The organism is Aurantiacibacter odishensis (genome assembly GCF_003605195.1).
GTDB lineage: Bacteria > Pseudomonadota > Alphaproteobacteria > Sphingomonadales > Sphingomonadaceae > Alteraurantiacibacter > Alteraurantiacibacter odishensis.
The window spans coordinates 269,106-287,248 of sequence record NZ_QYOS01000023.1 but is presented as its reverse complement, the minus strand read 5'-3'; the positions used below and the strand labels follow the sequence as shown (position 1 = coordinate 287,248).

Sequence of the window (18,143 nt, the reverse complement as noted above, 5' to 3'; positions counted from 1 at the left end):
GAACACAAACCAGTATAACGCATGAAGGACGTATCTTGGCCCGCATCGTGATGAAATTCGGAGGCACGTCTGTTGCCGGGACCGAGCGCATTCGCCGCGTCGCCAATATCGTGCGCGCGCAGGCTGCGGGCGGTAACGAGGTGGCCGTGGTCGTCTCCGCCATGGCGGGCGAGACGGACCGCCTCGTCAATTTCTGCCGCGAAGCCAATCCCCTGTACGATCCTGCGGAATACGACGTTGTCGTCGCCAGCGGGGAGCAGGTGACCAGTGGCCTGCTCGCACTCACGCTGCAGGCGATGGGCTGCAAGGCGCGCAGCTGGCTTGGCTGGCAGCTGCCGGTGAAGACCTTCTCCGCCCACGCCAACGCCCGCGTCGACGAGATCGACGCGCCGCGCCTGCGCGAATCGATGGCGGCGGGCGAGATCGCCGTGATCCCCGGTTTCCAGGGCGTGTCGGAGGAAGGCCGCATCACGACGATGGGGCGCGGTGGCTCCGACACATCGGCCGTGGCCATCGCCGCTGCCGTCGATGCCGACCGCTGCGATATCTACACCGACGTCGACGGGGTCTACACCACCGACCCGCGCATCGTCGCGCGGGCGCGCAAGATCCCTTACGTCTCCTACGAGGAAATGCTGGAGCTTGCGTCTGTCGGCGCAAAGGTGCTGCAGACCCGCTCCGTCAGCCTCGCCATGAAACACAACGTGCGCGTGCAGGTGCTCTCGTCCTTCGTGGACGATGGCGCGCCGCCTGCCGATACCCTGCCCGGCACGATGATCGTCTCCGAAGACGAGATGCAGAAGATCCTGGAGGAATCGAATATGGAACGCCAGTCCGTTACCGGCATCGCCCATGACAAGAACGAGGCCCGCGTGGTTCTCACCCGCGTGCCGGACAAGCCGGGCGCGGTGGCCGATATCTTCACCCCGCTGGGCGAGGCCGGCATCAACGTCGACATGATCATCCAGAACGTGGGCCGCGACAAGGGCGAGACCGACGTGACCTTCACCGTGCCGCAGGCCGAACTCGCCCGCGCGCAGGCGCTGCTGGAAGACAAGAAGGAAGCGCTTGGCTTCAACCGCATCATCACCGACAGCAAGGTCGCCAAGATCAGCGTCGTGGGCATGGGGATGAAAAGCCACACCGGCGTTGCCGCCACGATGTTCAAGGCGCTGGCCGATCGCGGCATCAACGTGCAGGCGATTTCCACCTCGGAGATCAAGGTGTCCGTGCTGATTGACGAGGACGAGACCGAACTGGCCGTGCGCGTACTGCACACCGCCTATGGCCTCGATGCGAAGGACGACGCCGCGTAAGCTGTCTGCGACTTAGAGGATGGTCAGCGCCACGCAGGTGGCGAGGCCGACGGCCACGTTCATTGGCAGGCCGACCCGCAGGAAATCGACGAAGCGATAGTTCGCCGCGCCGTAGACCAGCGTGTTGGTCTGGTAGCCGATGGGCGTCGCAAAACTGGCGCTCGCCCCGAACATCACGGCGATCACCAGCGGGCGTGGATCGACGCCCAGCGACTGCGCGAGGCCGATGGCGAGCGGCGTGAGAATGACGGCGACTGCGTTGTTGGTGACCACCTCCGTCAGCAGCGAGGTGACGGCGTAGAGGGCAAGTAGCAGGACAAAGGGCGAGGCGGCAGCGAACAGCGGGCCGAGCGCGTTCACCATCATCTCGACCGTGCCTGCATTCTCCAGACCCTTGCCGAATGCGAGCATCCCGAAAATCAGCACGAGCGTGTTTCCGTCGATCGAACTCCACGCTTCTTCCGGCTCGATGCAGCGGGTCAGCAGTACGAGCGCGACCCCGGCGATAGCGAGCCCCTGGATCGGCCAGCCCAGCACGGCGGCGAGCAGGACGACACCGGCGAGAACGGCGAGCGCAATGGGCGCCTTGCTGCGCCGGAACGCGCGCGCTGGTGCCTCGCTGACGTCGGCAAGATGCACGTTGTCCTGCAACGCCCGCGCCCCGTCACTGCCGATCGCCAGCAGCAGCCGGTCGCCCACGCGGCAGCGCACTTCGGCCAGTTCCGGCCCCGCGATATGGCGAGGGCGCGACAGGCCGAGCACGCGCAGGTGCAGTTGCGAGAGCATCGGGATTTCGGCGAGGCGCCTGCCGATGACGGGATGGCCGGGACTGATAACGGTCTGGATCAGGCGCAGGTCCGCAGGTCGTTCCGGCCCGGCGGTGATAAGTTCTCCCCCAAGCCCGGTCAGGCCGGTGCGGAAATCGAAATGCTCGGCCAGCGAGGCAAGCTCTGCCGGACTCGCGGCGACGACCAGCTGATCGCCTGCGCCCAGCACGTGGGCCTCTACGTTCTTGCGCTCGATCCGAGTCCCCATCTTGATGCCGATCACCCGCACGCCGGGGCGGCGGGCGATGCCGGTGTCACCGATCCGCCGACCGATCAGCGAACTGCGCGCTTCCATCACGAGGTGGGAGAGGAACATGTCGCTCTCCGCTTCCTGGTCTGTGCTGCGCGGTGCGCGGTCGGGCAGTAGCCATGGCCCAAGCAGGACGAGCACGGCAACGCCCGTAGCGGCCGCGACAAGGCCGACGCCGGTGATCTCAAAGATATGGAACGGCTCCAGCCCGGCATCGCGGGCAACCCCGTCGACCAGCAGGTTGGTGGAGGTGCCGATAAGGGTCAGCGTGCCACCGAGGATGGAGAGGTAGGACAGCGGGATCAGCAACCGCGTTGCCGCCGTCCCCAGCACGGTCGCGATGCGCTTCACGATGGGGATCATCACGATCACGACGGGCGTGTTGTTCATGAAGGCCGAGGCGAAGATCGTGCCCGCCCCGATCTCGGCAACGGCAAGCCGGGGCTGACGGCGGGTGCGGCGGATGACCCAGCCCGATACCGCTTCCAGCACGCCGGTTCGCAGCAGCGCGCCCGAGAGCACGAACATAGCAGCAATGGTGATCGGCGCGGCGTTGGAGAACACGCCAAGCAGTTCCTCGGTCGACAGGAAGCCCAGCACCAGCATGGCCACCCCAGCCGCGGTCGCAAGGATGACCGGCGGCATCCGCTCGAGCAGGAATGCCACGAACAGGCCGACAAGCAGTACCAGCCCGATCACCGGCCCGTAGGCATCGCGCCAGTCGAGAAGAGCATCGAGCATTGGCCTGCGTCTACCGCGTTGCAGAACAAGCGGGAAGCGCCATTTGCAACCCGCGCTTGAAGCAGGCGCACACCGGGCCTAACAGCCGGGCATGAACACCTATCCCAAGACATCCGCGCTGATGGCGCGTGGCAGCGAATTCCTCGGCTCCGACTACGCGATCATGTGTGGCGCGATGAGCTGGGTTTCGGAGCGGGGCCTCGTCTCCGCCATCAGCAATGCCGGTGGCTTCGGCGTGATCGCCTGCGGCGCGATGACCCCCGAACTGCTCGACAACGAGATTGCCGAGACCAAGAAGCTGACGGACAAGCCCTTCGGCGTGAACCTCATAACCATGCACCCGGACCTGTTCGACCTGATCGATGTGTGCGCGAAGCACGAAGTCGGCCACGTCGTGCTGGCAGGCGGCCTGCCGCCCAAGGGCAGCGTGGATGCCATCAAGCAGAAGGGCGCGAAGCTGATCGCCTTCGCCCCGATGCTGGCGCTTGGCAAGAAGCTGCTGCGTTCCGGCGCGGATGCGCTGGTGATCGAGGGGATGGAGGCGGGCGGCCACATCGGCCCTGTCTCCACCAGCGTTCTGGCGCAGGAAATCCTGCCTGAACTGGCGGCCGAGAACCTCGTCTTCGTGGCTGGCGGCATCGGCCGGGGAGACATGATCGCAGGCTACCTGGAAATGGGCGCGGCGGGCGTGCAGCTTGGCACCCGCTTCGCATGCGCGACCGAGAGCATCGCCCACCCTGATTTCAAGAAGGCATTCTTCCGTGCCAGCGCCCGCGATGCCGTGGCCTCGGTTCAGGTCGATCCGCGCCTGCCGGTGATCCCGGTGCGCGCGCTGAAGAACAAGGGCACGGAGGAGTTTACCGCCAAGCAGCGCGAAGTCGCCGCCGTGCTCGACCGCGAGGAAATCGCTATGGCCGAGGCGCAGTTGCAGATCGAGCACTACTGGGCGGGCGCACTGCGCCGCGCGGTGATCGATGGCGACGTGGAGAACGGCAGCCTGATGGCAGGCCAGTCGGTCGGCATGGTGAAGGCGGAAGAGCCGGTCGCCGACATCATCACGCAGCTGATGCAGGAAAGCGAAGCCGCGCTGACGCTGCGTAACAGGGTCTAGCGCGCCAGCGCCAGCAGCACCGCGACGGTGGTGTCCGGATCGTTCTGCATCACGAAATGGTCGGTATCCGTCTCGTGATAATCCCAACCGCCAGCGCGGGCCTTGTCTGCAAACGCCGCGAAGGGCGTGGGATCGTAGCCGGTGGCGAAGATGTAGCTTTTCCTCGCGATGAGCTTTTCCTCACCGCTGAAGGGAATTGCCTCCAGCAGCGTCAGCAGCGGGTGAAAGCCCACCACGCCCGGCACCTGCTCGAAGTCGATTGACCCGATGGGCGTGACGTAGCCCGGCTGGTGGCGCTGCGTGTCGATGTACCAGTTGTGCTCGAACTCGCCGGTAATGTCCCATAGCGACTGGTCGCTTTCGGGCATGAAGGCATCGACGTAGCAGATCGCGTCGATCCGCCTGCCGAGGCGAGAAGCGACGGCGCTGATCACCATGCCGCCGTAGGAATGGCCTGCGAGGATGAAACGTTCGAAGCCCGCTTCCTCGATCTGATCGCATACATCGTCGACATGGTCGGAGAGCGTGAGGCCGGGGTGCAGTTCGTCCTGCCGCGAGCCAAGGCCGCGCAGGGTGCAGTTCAGGACGCCGTCCCCTTCGGCCTCCAGCCTTGCGGGCACTTCACCCCAGGTGTGGTTTCCACCCCAGGCGCCGTGAACGAGAACGAAATTGGCCATCGGCAATCCTCCTTTTCCTGCAAGCTAGGTCCGGCCACGAAAAAGGGGAGGCAGTTTCACGCTGCCTCCCCCGATTCCTGTCAGCCGTTTGGCTGCGAAGACTTACGAGAACGTCTTCGAGGTGCGCCAGCCGGTGGCGTAAGTGTCGGCAGCCATCTTGCCGTAAGGTACCGGCGAGACGATGACCTTGACGTCCAGCTGCTTGTGCGGCTCGACGGTGGTCTTCTCGGTGCCGCCGTTTTCCTCGCCCCAGGTGAGGGCCAGCTCGGTGCCCAGCGGCACATCGGAATCGACGAAGCCGAGCGACAGGGCCTTTTTCTCGTTCCACGAGTAGCCGGTGAACATCGACTTGCCGATAACGGTGCCGTCGGCATCCTTCACGGCGTCGAAGCTGGAGTTGCCGTAGTTGGCCAGCGGCAAGTCGAAGAACTTGTACTGCTCGCCTTCCGGATCGAACATGGAGCCCACGATCTTCTTCATGTCGTCGGCGTTCCACTCGAAGGTCACCTTCTTGTAGCGATCCTTGGTGCCGTCCTCTTCCATCTTCTTCAGCGCGTCAGCGCCGATGAAGTCATGGTCGAACTTCACGAAAGGACCGTAACCCAGCTGGTAGGGGTTGGTGTAGTAGTCCTCGATCGTGTCGCCGATGAACGAGCCCGCGATCGAACCGGTGGCTTCGTAACCGTCGGCAGGCAGCCACTTGCGATAGTCTTCCAGCAGTTCGCCGGTGTAGATCGGAGGCAGCGGGCTGGGGATCCAGCCGGATTCCAGCGTGTTCGACGGGTAGGCGCGGCTGCCGACCGGGATGAGGCCGAATTCTTCGCCGGCTTCGAGGATTTTCTCGCGGACATACTCCTGGTCTTCGTACGGACCCCAGATTTCCAGGCCCGGCGAACCGGCCATGCCGTGGCGCAGGGTACGGATCGTCTTGTCGCCGATCTTCATGGTCGACATGTTGAAGAACTTCAGCTTGTCCAGCGGTTCGCCGTTCAGCTTCTCGATCACGTCCCAGGCGCGCGGGCCCTGGATCTGGAAGCGCCAGGAAATGCGCTTCACCGGCTTGCCCATCGGACGCGAGGGCGAGCGCGGATCGTTGATGATGTCGACGTTGTAGCCGCCCTTTTCGGCCTGGAACATCAGCCAGTTGGCAGCAGGCGCGCGGCCCACGTAGACGTATTCTTCTTCGGCGAGGCGGAAGATGATGCCGTCGCCGATCACGTGGCCGTAAGGCGTGGTGGGGACGTACTGCTTCGCCTTGTTGACTTCCCAGCCCTTGGACGAGTTGACCATCGTGTCGGACAGGAGCTTACCGGCGTCCGGACCGTTGATGTACAGGTCGAACATGTGGTGCGACTGGTCGAACAGCACGGCGCCGTGCTGCCAGGCCCACTGCTCGTCACGCCAGTTCGAGAATTCGGGTGCGACGACCGGGTACACGTAGGCACCGATCTTGTTGTTGCGAAGCTGCTTGACGATGCCGCCATCCGCTTTCGCCAGCACTTGTTCCAGATTGTCGGCCATTATGGCTCCTCTCCATGGTTGTGAATGAATCACGTATGCGAAATTAGTATGTGGTGCATACAATATTCGGCTACAGGTGCAAGGCGAATCCGCAGCAAAATGGCAGGAGGGGCATCATGCAGGTCGAAGCGTTGGACCACGTGAACATCATTACCGATGATCTGGACGGCACGGCGAATTTCTATGCCGAGCTGCTGGGCCTCGAACGCCGCGACGCGCCGCCGCCGCTGACGCCGCAGACCGCGCAGTGGATGTTCGATGCGGCAGGGCGGGCGATTTTCCACATCAACTCGCTCGATTGCCAGCGCACCTACGACCGCGAGGTGACGCCGGGCGATGTCACCGGCGCGCTGCACCACGTGGCGCTGCGGCTGACGGGCTACGAGGAAATGAAGGCGCGGCTGGATGCGCGCGGCGCGGACTACCAGGAGAACCTTGTGGAAGCGATTGGCCTGAAACAGATTTTCACCGCCGATCCCAACAACGTGCTGCTGGAGCTGAACTTCTTCGGCGAGTGACTTGCAGGCCATGCAAGTTGATGAATTACATACTGGGCGCGGGGAAACTGCATTTCCATAAGGCGCGCCGGAAACGCGAAAGCCCCGCGTGGCGGCGGGGCTTTTTCATGGGGACGACTGACGGTTTCAAGGAGCTGGGGCGGGGTGTCCGTTATTGGCCGTCCTGTAGGAAAGTTTTTTACTGACCGCCATCGGGTCCTTAGCTGCCGACCTCACTGTCGGACTTATTTTCATCCGAGCGCACTTGAGCGCGCCCGCGATTGCTTCGCCGGGTGACGCGTTCCGAACGAGAAGTAGAGAACGCTCCCACACCGTTGATCCGTCGAAAATGAATCCAGATGATAAAGACTGCATAGGAAACAAAGCCAATCACAAGTGTCGATATGCCCAGAGCATAGGACCATTGTTCCAATATCATCGCTGGTAGGAGCAAAACGAATAGGGGCGCAAAGGCGATTAGGTGATGGCGCAGCGTGGGCATTCCTGCCCAGTCTACCCTGATCCATTCCTTGTCTATTGCGGTGCGAAGACTTTGGATTGGACCTTTCATCTTGCCAATTTGCAGGATGTTCCCAATGACCGCAACCGGGTTGTTAGCGAACATTCCCTACCTTCGGCAGCCTAAGCTTGGAATCGCAAGGCGCAGATAGCCGCCCTTATCAGGCCTGCCTCACATTCGAACGAGCAGGGCAATCACTCCCCCGACGCCTCGCTCCGGTTACGATACATTTCGGCAAAATAGGCACCGCCGGAAACCGCGATGGCGACGATGGCCGCCCTTGCAATCTCGATCTCGGCTTCGAGCAGCCAGATCATGCCCAGTCCGCCGATGAACACCGATGCTGCCAGCAACAGGAGTTTCGATATCTTCACGTAGCACCTCCCCCAAAAGTCGTACGAACGACTTGGCACCGGGAGGTTTACGCCGCTCTAACGGGCAGGCACGTGCTGAAGCCTGCGGTGCCAGCCTGCTCAGGCGAGCACACAGCCGACCCTAAACCGGCACCCCGCCCGCAATAGTCGTGCGGTACATTTCGCGTCTGAAACCGTCGTAGTCGTTGGGGCCTAGATGCATGGTCGCCGCGTTGTCCCACATGCAGACCATGCCGGGTTCCCACCTGAGGCGGCAGGTGAAGGCGTGCTGGATGGTGTGCTGCACCAGGAAGTCGATCAGCGGTTTTGCCTCGTGCGTGGTCATGCCGTCAATCCCGGCGGCGTAGGTGTCGCAGATGTAAAGCGAGGGCTCGCCCGTGTGCGGGTGGGTGCGGATCAGCGGGTGGACGGTGCCCCTGATGCCCTGCTCGTGCTTTTCGGGATCGCCGAACTGGATCGCGCCGCCTTCGCGCAGCAGGTTCTGCGTGGCGAAATTGTTGCGCGCGCTCATCCAGACTTTCAGCGGGCGCAGCATGTCCTGATAGGTCTTGCTGAGGTGCCGGAAGGCGAGCGCGGTGTTCGTCCAGGTGGTGTCGCCGCCGTAGGGCGGGCCTTCCACCTGCCGCAGCGTGGTGATGCTGGGCGGCTCTTCGAGGAACGGGCTGTCTGTATGCCAGCCGCCGCCGAACAGGCTGGGCGTGACCACGTCCGCTTCCTTGATGATCGGGTGCACGTCGCGGTGGCCTTCCACGCCTTGGGTATAGGCATCGACGGCGAAGGGGCCGAGGCGGCGAGAGAACTCCTCGTGTTCGGCGTGGGTCAGGTGCTGACCCTTCAGGAACACCATCTTGTGCTTCCACAACGCCTGCTTGAGCGATTGGATGCCCTCGTCCGATAGGTCGGGCAGGCGTACGCCGGTGACTTCCGCCCCCATCGCCGCGCCCAGCGGTTCGCAGGTGAAATGCTCCGACTGGAACGGGTGGTTATCGAAATCGCCGCACGGCGCTACGCGAACCTGCCACATGGCCTCTGGCCTCCTAACCCAGTGAAATCACCGTCTTGCCGAAGCTTTCCGGCCCCCAGCCAAAGGCGTATGCCTTGTCCGCTTCCTCGAAGGCGAAGGTCTTGCCGACGGGGAAAGTGAGGTGGTGCTTGTCGACGAAGGTGTTGAGATCGCTCGCCATGCGGGCGGAGCCGACGAAGATGCCGCGGATCGAGGAGCCGGTGAACATCAGGCCGCGCGGTTCGGGCGGGGTGCCGTCGGCCAGCACGCCGATCAGCGCGATCTCTGCCAGCGGGGCGCAGGCCGTCATGGACTGTTCCAGCGTGCCGGTGCCGCCCACTTCGACGATCTTGTTCGCGCCGCCGAAGTTGTCGCGCACATGGGCGCCCCATTCGGGCGTGGTCTTGTAGTTGATGACGTGATCGGCGCCCAGCTCCTTCACCTGCTCCAGCTTCTCGTCAGACGAGCTGGTGGCGATCACTTCCGCTCCGAACGCCTTGGCCAGTTTCAGCGCGATCAGGGAGACGCCGCCGGTGCCCAGCACCAGCACCCTGTCGCCCGCCTTCAGCGGATTGCCGCCTTCGAACAGCGCGTTCCACGCGGTGACGCCGGCGCAGGGCAGGCAGGCGGCCTGTTCCATCGTCAGGCTGCGCGCGATGGGGACCACGCCGTGCTCGTCCAGCACCACTTTCTCGGCCAGCATGCCGGGTGCCTTGCCGTCGCCAAGGGCAGGCACGAACTTGGGCGGGCCGTTGTGCCAGCCCTGGAAGAAGGTGCTCTGCACCTCGTCGCCCACGCGCACCGATTTCACGCCTTCGCCCACGCCCACGACCTTGCCCGCGCCGTCCGACAGGGGGATGGAAGGCTCTGTAATCGGACCGCCGAAATACTTGCCAGCAGCAACCGCGAAATCGCGGTAGTTGAGCGACCATGCGGTGGGCGCGATAAGGATCTGGCCCGGACCCGGCTCGGGATCGGGCAGCTCGTCCATATAGAGCTTGTCAAAACCGTCGGCACCTTCCGGCAGCAACCATGCGCGCATTGTCTCTCTCCCCTGCGACCTTTTCGGTATCAGACTTCCAGCGTTTCCAGCGTGCCGCCGTCAACCGCCCAGTCCTGACCTGTGACATGGCTTGCGGAATCGGACAACAGGAACACGGCGACCTCCGCCATTTCCGCGACGCTGCCCATGCGCCGCTGCGGCACGCGTTTTGCGATCATGCTGCGCTGCTCTTCCGGAATGCGAGCGAGGGCTTCTGTCTCGATGAAGCCGGGGATCACGCAGTTGCAGCGCACGCCGTGCGGGGCCATTTCCATCGCCACCGCGCGGCTGAAGCCCAAAAGGCCGTGTTTCGAGGCGACATAGGCGGGGTTCATCGCCATGCCGCGCTTCGATGCCATGGAACCTGTGACGAGGATGGAACCGCCCTTTGCCTCGACCATTGCGGGCAGCACTTTCTGCACGGCCCAGAACACGCTGGTAAGGTTGACGCGCAAGGTGTCGTCCCACAGCTCGCCGGGGTATTCCAGCAGCGGGGTGAAGCCGCCCGTCAGGCCCGCGTTGGCGAAGAGACCGGTGATGGGTCCGTTCTGCTCCACCGCGCTGTCGAGCGCGGCTTCGAGTTGCTCTCGCTCGCCCACGTCGGCAGTCGCCCATGCGGCCTTGTCGCCCAGTTCCTTCGCCGCCTGTTCCAGCTGCTCCGCCCGCCGCGCGATCAGGGTTACGGCCGCGCCGCGATCTGCCAGCATGCGCGCCGTTTCCAGCCCGATGCCCGACGATGCGCCGGTTATGGCGATGTGCTTGCCTGCGAAATCCATTACCTCTCCCCCCGACTGACTAGGCCAGACCCAGCACGCGGGCGGCGTTGTCCTTCATGATGCCGGGCATCACCTCGTCGCGGAAACCCACTTCCTTGGCCGCCGCGATCCACTTGTCCGGGTGGATCAGCGGGAAGTCGCTGCCGAACAGCATCTTCTTCTTCAACTGGGTGTTCGCGTAGGTGATCACCTGCTTGGGGAAGTACTTGGGGCTCCATCCCGACAGGTCGATGAAGACGTTGTCCTTGTGCAGCGCCATCGACAGGCTCTGGTCCACCCACGGCCAGGAGGGGTGGGCAAGGATGATCTTCATGTCGGGAAAGTCCACCGCGACATCGTCGATCAGCATGGGCTCGCCGTATTTCAGGCGCATCCCGCCGCCGCCGCGCATCCCGGTGCCCATGCCGGAGTGGCCGGTGTGGAAGATCACGGGCAGCTTGTACTCGTTGATGACCTCGTAGATCGGATAGCCCATCCGGTCTGCCGGATGCGCGTTCTGCGCGATGCCGTGGAACTTGAAGCCCTTGACCCCGTGGTTCTCGATCAGGTCCAGCGCCTCGCGCGCGCCGTACTTGCCCTTGTGCGGGTCGATAGAGGCGAAGGGGATGCAGATATCGTCGTTCTTGTTGGCGATCTCCGCCACTTCGTAATTGGAGACGCGCTTTGCCCCCATGCCGCTCTCGCAATCGACGGTAAACATGCAGAAGGCGATGTTCGTCTCGCGGTAGAGCTCGATGATCTCGGGCATCTTGGGCCGTTCGCGCGGCGCCTTGAAATAGGCGCTGGCGGCATCGAAGAACTTGCCCATCACCGGGTCTTCGGGATCGTGGCAGGATACCTCGGCATGCACGTGCACGTCGATGGCGCGGACCTTGTTGATATCTACGGGCAAGGCGGTTCTCCGGTTCGAATGCAAAAGAAAAGGCCCGCCCCGGAATGGTCCGGCGGCGGGCCTGTTCATGTCAGCCGATCACAGCTTCATGATGACCGATTTGGTTTCGAGGTAGGCCTCGATCCCTTCGCGGCCCTGTTCGCGGCCGACGCCGCTTTCCTTGTAGCCGCCGAAGGGGATCGCGGTGTCGATCATGGCGTGGCAGTTCACCCACACCGTGCCCGCCTGCAGCTTGCTGGCGATGCGGTGCGCGGCGGACGCATCCTTGGTCCACACGCCTGCGGCGAGGCCGTACTGCGTGTCGTTGGCGTCCTTCACCACTTCGTCGAGGTCCTCGAACCGCTGGGCGACGACGACGGGGCCGAAGATCTCCTCGCGCACGACGCTCATCTGCGGGTTCACGTCGGTGAGGATGGTGGGGTTGACGTAGTATCCGTCACCGCCCGGACCGTCACCGCCCATAAGGACGCTCGCGCCGTCGCGCTTGCCGGCGTCGATGTAGCCCATCACGCGCTCGTGCTGCTCCTTCGACACCAGCGGCCCCATGTGGGCATCGGGATCGAGGCTGGCACGGGGCGCCCAGAAGTCGGCGGTATTGGCCATGCCTTCCACCACCTCGTCGAACACGCTCTTGTGCGCGTAGAGGCGCGAACCGGCAACGCAGACCTGGCCGGAGTTGAAGAAGATCGCCTGCGAAACGCCGGGCGCGGTTTCAGCCACGTTCACGTCGGGCATCACCACCACCGGGCTCTTGCCGCCCAGTTCCAGCGTGATGTGCTTCAGCGTGTCGGTGACGTTGCGGTTGATCAGCTTGCCGATCTCGGTCGAGCCGGTGAAGGCCACCTTGTCGACATCGGGGTGCTTCACCATGCGATCGCCCGCGGTGTGGCCGTAGCCGGTGATGATGTTGACGACGCCTGCGGGAATGCCCGCCTCGGCGATCAGGTCCGCCAGGCGCAGCGCGGTGAGGCTGGTCTGCTCGGCAGGCTTCAGGATGGTGGTGCAACCGGCGGCGAGGGCCGGCGCGATCTTCAAACAGGCCATCAGCAGCGGGAAGTTCCACGGCACGATCTGCGCGCAGACGCCCACCGGCTCCTTCAGCGTGTAGGCGAACATCATGTCGCCCGGCATGGTGTAGGGCGAAATCGTCTCGCCGTTGATCTTGCCGGCCCAGCCCGCGCAGAAGCGGATGTGGGCGGCGGCGCCCGGCACGTCGATCGCGCCGGCCATGCCCTTGGGCTTGCCCACGTCGATGGCTTCCAGTTCGGCCAGTTCGTCCGCGTGTTCCTCGATCAGGTCGGCGAGGCGGTTCATGATCTTCTGGCGGGCGACCGGCGGCATGTTGCGCCAGCGGCCATCGTCGAACGCGGTGCGGGCGGCGGCGACGGCGCGGTCGACGTCCTTGTCGCTCGCCTCGACGATCTTGGAGACGACCTTGCCCGAGGACGGATCTTCTACGTCGATGGTCTCGCCACCGGAGGAATCCACCCATTCGCCGTTGATGTAGAGCTGCGGACTGCGGCCCAGCGCCTTCTTCGCGGCTGCCGAATATTCGCGCTGGGTACGGTCGATCGTGGTCTGTTCGTTCATTGTGGGGCTCCTATCCCGGGAGAATCGAATAATTGTTGTCTGTTATAGCAATCTTGGCAGGCTTTGGCCATGACTAACCGCCGCGCTGTTCCAGCTCCTTGTCCTGGTTAGCGCGGAAGATGACGAACTGGCGGATCGCCTCGATCCGTTCCGCCGACAGGCTCTTGGAAAAACCGACCATGCCGCGCGGCTCCAGCGCGCCGTCGTGGACGATGGTCTGCCACACCTGCTCGCTCTGCAGCACGGCGCTGCGGCGCAGGTCCGGCAGCACAGTGGAGCCGACGGCGTTGTCGCCGTGGCAGGCCCCGCAATAACGGCCATAGTCGTAAGTGCCTGAAGCCACCTGCTCCTCGCTGCCGCGGAAGGCGGGCGGGTCGAGTGGCAGGCGAACCAGCTCCGGCTCCGGCGGCAGTTCGCCCCTAGCGCCCAGCTTGAATACCAGCAGGCGAGAGATGTTCTGCACGGGGCCGCTCGTCTCGTTCAGGAAGCCGCCGGGCGCCAGCGGCCAGATACCGCCCCAGCCCGCCAGCACGGCCATGTATTGCTCGCCGTCGATCATGTAGGTGATGGGCGGCGCGACCACCCCGGTCTGCGCGCGGAAGCGCCACAGTTCGGTGCCGTCGGTGACGGAATAGGCGGCCATGTTGCCCGCTGCCGTTCCCTGGAACACCAGCCCCCCGCCGGTCGCCAGCGCGCCGCCGTTCCACGGACCGGGATACTGCACGCGCCAGCGTTCTTCCTGCGCCACCGGATCCCACGCGATCAGCGCGCCCTTGGTGGCGGCGGCGGAAGCGGCGCGGATTTCGGGGTCTGCGGGCAGGAAGCCTGCCGACTGGTCGATACCGACGTTGAAGCCGTAATTGGGATCGGGCTCCCATCCCTCTTCGGGAACGTAGGGGAAGGCTGCCTCGATCGCCGGGATGAACACCAACCCTTCTGCCGGGTGGAAGGCCATGGGGTGCCAATTGTGCCCGCCGCCCGCGCCGGGGGTGGAAACGAAGGGGACGCCGGTGTCGCCATAGCGCGCTTCGGGCACTTCGATGGGGCGGCCCGTCGCCATGTCGATCCCGGTCGTCCAGTTCTGCGCCACGTAGTTGTTCGCGCTGATCAGTTCGCCGGTCGCGCGGTCGAGCACGTAGAAGAACCCGTTCTTTGGTGCCTGCATCAGCACCTCGCGCACTTCGCCGTCGATCTCCAGGTCGGCCAGCATGATGTGCTGCGTGGCGGTGAAGTCCCAGGTGTCGCCGGGCGTGGTCTGGTAGTGCCAGACGTATTCGCCGGTGGAGGGACGCAGCGCCACGATGCTGGAGAGGTAGAGGTTGTCGCCGCCGCCGGGGCTGCGATAGGCCTGGTTCCACGGGGACCCGTTGCCGACGCCGATATAGAGCAAATCCAGCTCCGCGTCGTAGGCCATGGCATCCCACACGGTGCCGCCGCCGCCCAGTTCCCACCACTCGCCGTTCCACGTCTCGCGCGCGGCGGCAAGGTGGGCAGGCTCGCCTGGCGCTTCTTCAGGGGCGCCCGGCACGGTGTAGAAGCGCCACAGCATCTCGCCCGTTTCGGCATCGTAGGCGGATACGTAGCCGCGCGTCGTGTATTCCGCGCCGCCGTTGCCGATGATCACCTTGCCGTCGATCACGCGCGGCGCGCCGGTGATGGTGTAGGCCATCGACTGATCGACGGTGACTTCGGACCAGACCTCCTCGCCGGTCGCCCGGTCGAGCGCGATCAGCCGCCCGTCCAGCGTGCCGAGGAACAGCTTGTCGCCCCAGGCGGCAACGCCGCGGTTCACCACGTCGCAGCAGGCCTTTACCGCCGTCGCGCCGGGCACCTGCGGATCGTATTCCCACAGCGGCGCGCCGGTGGTGGCATCGTAGGCCTTCACCTTGCTCCAGGCGGTGGTGACGAACAGCTGCCCGTCGATCACCAGCGGGGTCGCCTCCTGCCCGCGCGCGGTATCCATGTCGGCATACCAGGCAAGGCCCAATTGGCCGACGTTGCCCGCGTTGATCTGCGCCAGCGGGCTGTAGCGCTGCTCCGCATAATCGCGCCCGTAGGTGAGCCAGTTGGCATTGTTGGCAGCGGCAGAAATCAGGTCAGCCCCGTCCACCGAGCCAACCTGTGCGGGAACGGTCTGTGCCACGTCCTCGCCAGTGGTCTGGCAGCTTGCCAGCGCGATGCCCATGGCGGCAATGGCCGCCCACTTGCCCAAGTTCATCGTTGCCTCTCCCAAAGCATGTCCCCGCGTGCCCCGATGAGGCCGCGCAATCGTAACTATCGTTAGTGTTGCGGCGGGCAAGGTGCAAGCGGGACGAAGGGCTGTCCGCGAAGAGAATCCATGTTGCACATGCGCAGGGGCTGCGCCTATGAAAGTCGCTGTCAGTCGAGCGCGAGCCCGCGTCATGACCCTGGCTTTTGCATCTCGTTGCTACTGGCCAAGACAGGATTACCCGATGACTTTCAAACTACCCTCCCGCGCCGACCACGTCGGTTCGTTCCTGCGTCCGCGCTCGGTGATCGAGGCGCGCGAGCGCCACGCGAAAGGCGACATTACCGCCGCCGACCTGCGCGACGTGGAGGATGCCGCCATTGCCGACCTCGTCACCTGGCAGCAGGACCTCGGCCTCAAGGCCATTACCGACGGCGAATACCGCCGCTTCTTCTTCCACACCGACTTCCTTCTCCAGCTGGCTGGCGTCGAGGAAACCGGCGGCATCAAGAAGGCGTTCAAGAACGACAAGGGCGTGGACGTGGAATTCGCCCCGCCCAAGATGGTCATCACTGGCAAGGTGAAACACGAAAAGCCGATCCAGCGGACGGACTATGAATACCTCGCCGGCCACGTGAACGCGCCGGGCGCGGTCGCCAAGGTCGCCATTCCCAGCCCCACCATGCTGCACTTCCGTGCAGGCCGCGCAGGCATTCCCGAGGAAGCCTATCCGGACATGCAGGGCTTCTACGACGACGTGGCCAAGGCCTATTCGGAAGAAGTGGCGGACCTGGTGGATGCAGGCTGCCGCTATATCCAGTTCGACGACACCAACCTCGCCTACCTGTGCGACACCGGTCACCGCGACGATGCCAAGGCGCGCGGGATGGACCCCGATTCGATCACGCATGATTATGCCAGGCTGATCAACGCCAGCTTCGCGGGCGCGCCGGACGACCTCGTTCGCGCGATGCACCTGTGTCGCGGCAACTTCCGCTCCAGCTGGGCGGCGGAGGGCGGCTACGATCCCGTCGCCGAGGTGATGTTCAACGAATGCGAGATCGACGCCTTCTTCCTCGAATACGACGATGCCCGCTCGGGCGATTTCTCGCCGCTGCGTTTCCTTCCCAAGGGCAAGAGCGTGGTGCTGGGCCTCGTATCCACCAAGCTGGGCGAGCAGGAAAGCAAGGACGACATCAAGCGACGGATCGACGAGGCAGCGAAGTATGCCGATCTCGACCAGTTGGCGCTCAGCCCGCAGTGCGGCTTTGCCAGTACCGTGCACGGCAACGACATCACCACGCAGCAGCAGGCCGACAAGATCCGCCTGTGCGTGGAAGTGGCCGAGGAAGTCTGGGGCTGATCGACATCGCACTTGTCCTGCGGCGATCCGGACGGATTGCCGCAGGATGCACTCACCCCTCCCATCGCCAGGTCGATGGACAGACCCGGCTTTTAGCGGCAGACCCAGCATTTCCGAAAAACGAAGGGTCGCCGCCATGAAGATCGTAACCACCGCCATCGCATCGCTGCTGGCCGCTGTTGGCCTCGCGCCCGTCGCCGCGCAGGATGTGCAGGTGATCCACGCGGGCAATGTCATTCGCGATGCGGCCAGCGGGCTGGAAGGCCCTTCCACCATCACGATCGAGGACGGGCGCATCGTCTCCATCGCGCCCGGCCTGCAACCGGCGACGGATGGCGCGGTGCTGGTGGACCTTTCGGCCAAGACGGTGATGCCGGGCCTGATCGACCTTCACGTTCATCTGGACGGTAATCCGGGCGGCGATTTCCGCGATGCAGCGGTGGATACCGATGAATATGCGACATTGCTGGGCGCGGCGAATGCGCGCACCACGCTGGCAGCAGGCTTCACCACCGTGCGCGACTTGGGCAGCGCGCCGCAAAGCATGTTCGCACTTCGCCGCGCGACAACCGAAGGCGTTCTGCCGGGGCCGCGCATCGTCGCGTCCGGCCCGCCGCTTGCCATCGTGGGCGGGCACGGCGATGTCTCGGGCTTTGCCCCGCATGTGACCGAGGTGCTCGATACAGGCTTCACCTGCACCGGCCCCGTCGAATGCATGGAAAAGGTGCGGCTGGCGGCGCAGAACGGGTCCGACTGGATCAAGATCACCGCGACGGGCGGCGTTTTGAGCCAGCAGGGCCGCGGGCTGGAAGCGCATTTCACCAACCCGGAAATGGCAGCCATCGTGGAGGCGGCAGGCGCCGTGGGCCTGAACGTTGCCGCCCACGCCCACGGCGCGCGCGGGATCGAGGCAGCGGCGCGGGCAGGCATCGTCACCATCGAACACGGCACCTATCTGGACCGCGAGGCGGCAGAGGCCATGCGCGCGAACGGCACCGTGCTCGTGCCCACGCTGATGGCGTTTCAGGGCGTGACGGAGCGGCTGGGCACCGGGGTGTTCACGCCGACCGTGGAAGCGAAAGTGCGCGAGGTTTCCGACATCGCGCAGGTGTTCATGCGCCGCGCGGTGGAATGGGGCGTGCCCATCGCTTTCGGCACCGATGCTGGCGTGTTCGAGCATGGCCGCAACGCGGGCGAATTCGCGCTGATGATGCGGCAGGGCATGAGCAGCCCCGATGCCGTCGCCAGCGCCACCACTGCCGCGGCGCGGGTGCTTGGCATGGAGAACGAGATCGGCCGCCTGGCGCCCGGCTACTCGGCAGACATTATCGCGCTGGACGGCAATCCGCTGGACGATGCCAGTCTGCTGGAACAGGTCGACTGGGTGATGGTGCGCGGGCGCGCGCTGGACCAGGCGGGCGACTGAACGCCGCC

At 64.6% G+C, this 18,143-nt stretch carries 16 protein-coding genes; 5 read left to right on the top strand and 11 right to left on the bottom strand.

Features of this window, described 5'->3' with window-relative positions; translation table 11 throughout:
• Window positions 1-35 precede the first annotated feature (35 nt).
• A complete protein-coding gene (locus D4Q51_RS08425; RefSeq protein ID WP_120077300.1) occupies window positions 36-1,316 on the top strand; it encodes an aspartate kinase in 1,281 nt (426 codons plus the stop codon).
• 12 nt (window positions 1,317-1,328) lie between these two features.
• Here D4Q51_RS08425 and D4Q51_RS08420 read toward each other — a convergent pair whose 3' ends face one another.
• The gene (locus tag D4Q51_RS08420; protein WP_120077299.1) at window positions 1,329-3,134 is read right to left on the bottom strand and encodes an SLC13 family permease; all 1,806 of its coding nucleotides are present in this window, start codon (window positions 3,132-3,134) and stop codon (window positions 1,329-1,331) included.
• Between the two features lie 91 nt (window positions 3,135-3,225).
• Between D4Q51_RS08420 and D4Q51_RS08415 the strand changes: the two genes are divergently transcribed.
• Window positions 3,226-4,245: an NAD(P)H-dependent flavin oxidoreductase gene (locus tag D4Q51_RS08415; protein WP_120077298.1), complete on the top strand. Its 1,020-nt coding sequence runs from the start codon at window positions 3,226-3,228 to the stop codon at window positions 4,243-4,245.
• On the opposite strand, the gene D4Q51_RS08410 is transcribed toward D4Q51_RS08415, so the two are convergent.
• Window positions 4,242-4,922: an alpha/beta fold hydrolase gene (locus D4Q51_RS08410; RefSeq protein ID WP_120077297.1), complete on the bottom strand. Its 681-nt coding sequence runs from the start codon at window positions 4,920-4,922 to the stop codon at window positions 4,242-4,244. The genes D4Q51_RS08415 and D4Q51_RS08410 overlap by 4 nt on opposite strands.
• Window positions 4,923-5,024: 102 nt before the next feature.
• On the bottom strand, window positions 5,025-6,443 hold the full coding sequence (gene ligM / locus D4Q51_RS08405) for a vanillate/3-O-methylgallate O-demethylase (protein WP_120077296.1): 1,419 nt from the start codon (window positions 6,441-6,443) through the stop codon (window positions 5,025-5,027).
• Window positions 6,444-6,559: 116 nt separating this feature from the next.
• On the opposite strand from ligM, the gene D4Q51_RS08400 reads away from it, so the two are divergent.
• Window positions 6,560-6,961, top strand: a complete 402-nt coding sequence (locus D4Q51_RS08400; RefSeq protein WP_120077295.1) for a VOC family protein — start codon at window positions 6,560-6,562, stop codon at window positions 6,959-6,961.
• Between the two features lie 199 nt (window positions 6,962-7,160).
• Here the strand turns inward: D4Q51_RS08400 and D4Q51_RS08395 are convergent, their stop codons facing one another.
• From D4Q51_RS08395 to D4Q51_RS08365, 8 genes are all read right to left on the bottom strand, one after another.
• Complete coding sequence (locus D4Q51_RS08395; RefSeq protein WP_120077294.1) at window positions 7,161-7,565, bottom strand: hypothetical protein; 405 nt, start codon at window positions 7,563-7,565, stop codon at window positions 7,161-7,163.
• Window positions 7,566-7,654: 89 nt separating this feature from the next.
• Complete coding sequence (locus D4Q51_RS15685; protein WP_162925235.1) at window positions 7,655-7,834, bottom strand: hypothetical protein; 180 nt, start codon at window positions 7,832-7,834, stop codon at window positions 7,655-7,657.
• 121 nt (window positions 7,835-7,955) lie between these two features.
• Window positions 7,956-8,858 carry a TauD/TfdA dioxygenase family protein gene (locus D4Q51_RS08390; protein WP_120077293.1) on the bottom strand — a complete coding sequence of 301 codons (903 nt, stop codon included), beginning with the start codon at window positions 8,856-8,858 and terminating at the stop codon, window positions 7,956-7,958.
• A 13-nt stretch (window positions 8,859-8,871) separates the two neighbouring features.
• Complete coding sequence (locus D4Q51_RS08385) at window positions 8,872-9,879, bottom strand: zinc-dependent alcohol dehydrogenase family protein (protein WP_120077292.1); 1,008 nt, start codon at window positions 9,877-9,879, stop codon at window positions 8,872-8,874.
• A gap of 29 nt (window positions 9,880-9,908) precedes the next feature.
• On the bottom strand, window positions 9,909-10,655 hold the full coding sequence (locus D4Q51_RS08380) for an SDR family NAD(P)-dependent oxidoreductase (protein ID WP_120077291.1): 747 nt from the start codon (window positions 10,653-10,655) through the stop codon (window positions 9,909-9,911).
• 19 nt (window positions 10,656-10,674) lie between these two features.
• On the bottom strand, window positions 10,675-11,547 hold the full coding sequence (locus tag D4Q51_RS08375) for an amidohydrolase family protein (protein WP_240624636.1): 873 nt from the start codon (window positions 11,545-11,547) through the stop codon (window positions 10,675-10,677).
• Window positions 11,548-11,625: 78 nt separating this feature from the next.
• Window positions 11,626-13,137, bottom strand: coding sequence for an aldehyde dehydrogenase family protein (locus D4Q51_RS08370; RefSeq protein WP_120077289.1), 1,512 nt, complete (start codon window positions 13,135-13,137; stop codon window positions 11,626-11,628).
• Between the two features lie 73 nt (window positions 13,138-13,210).
• Entirely contained in the window at window positions 13,211-15,355 is a 2,145-nt protein-coding gene (locus D4Q51_RS08365; protein WP_120077288.1) for a PQQ-dependent dehydrogenase, methanol/ethanol family, read from the bottom strand.
• A 235-nt stretch (window positions 15,356-15,590) separates the two neighbouring features.
• Between D4Q51_RS08365 and D4Q51_RS08360 the strand changes: the two genes are divergently transcribed.
• A complete protein-coding gene (locus D4Q51_RS08360) occupies window positions 15,591-16,709 on the top strand; it encodes a 5-methyltetrahydropteroyltriglutamate--homocysteine S-methyltransferase (RefSeq protein WP_120077287.1) in 1,119 nt (372 codons plus the stop codon).
• Window positions 16,710-16,845: 136 nt separating this feature from the next.
• On the top strand, window positions 16,846-18,135 hold the full coding sequence (locus D4Q51_RS08355; protein WP_120077286.1) for a metal-dependent hydrolase family protein: 1,290 nt from the start codon (window positions 16,846-16,848) through the stop codon (window positions 18,133-18,135).
• The last annotated feature ends 8 nt before the right edge of the window (window positions 18,136-18,143 follow it).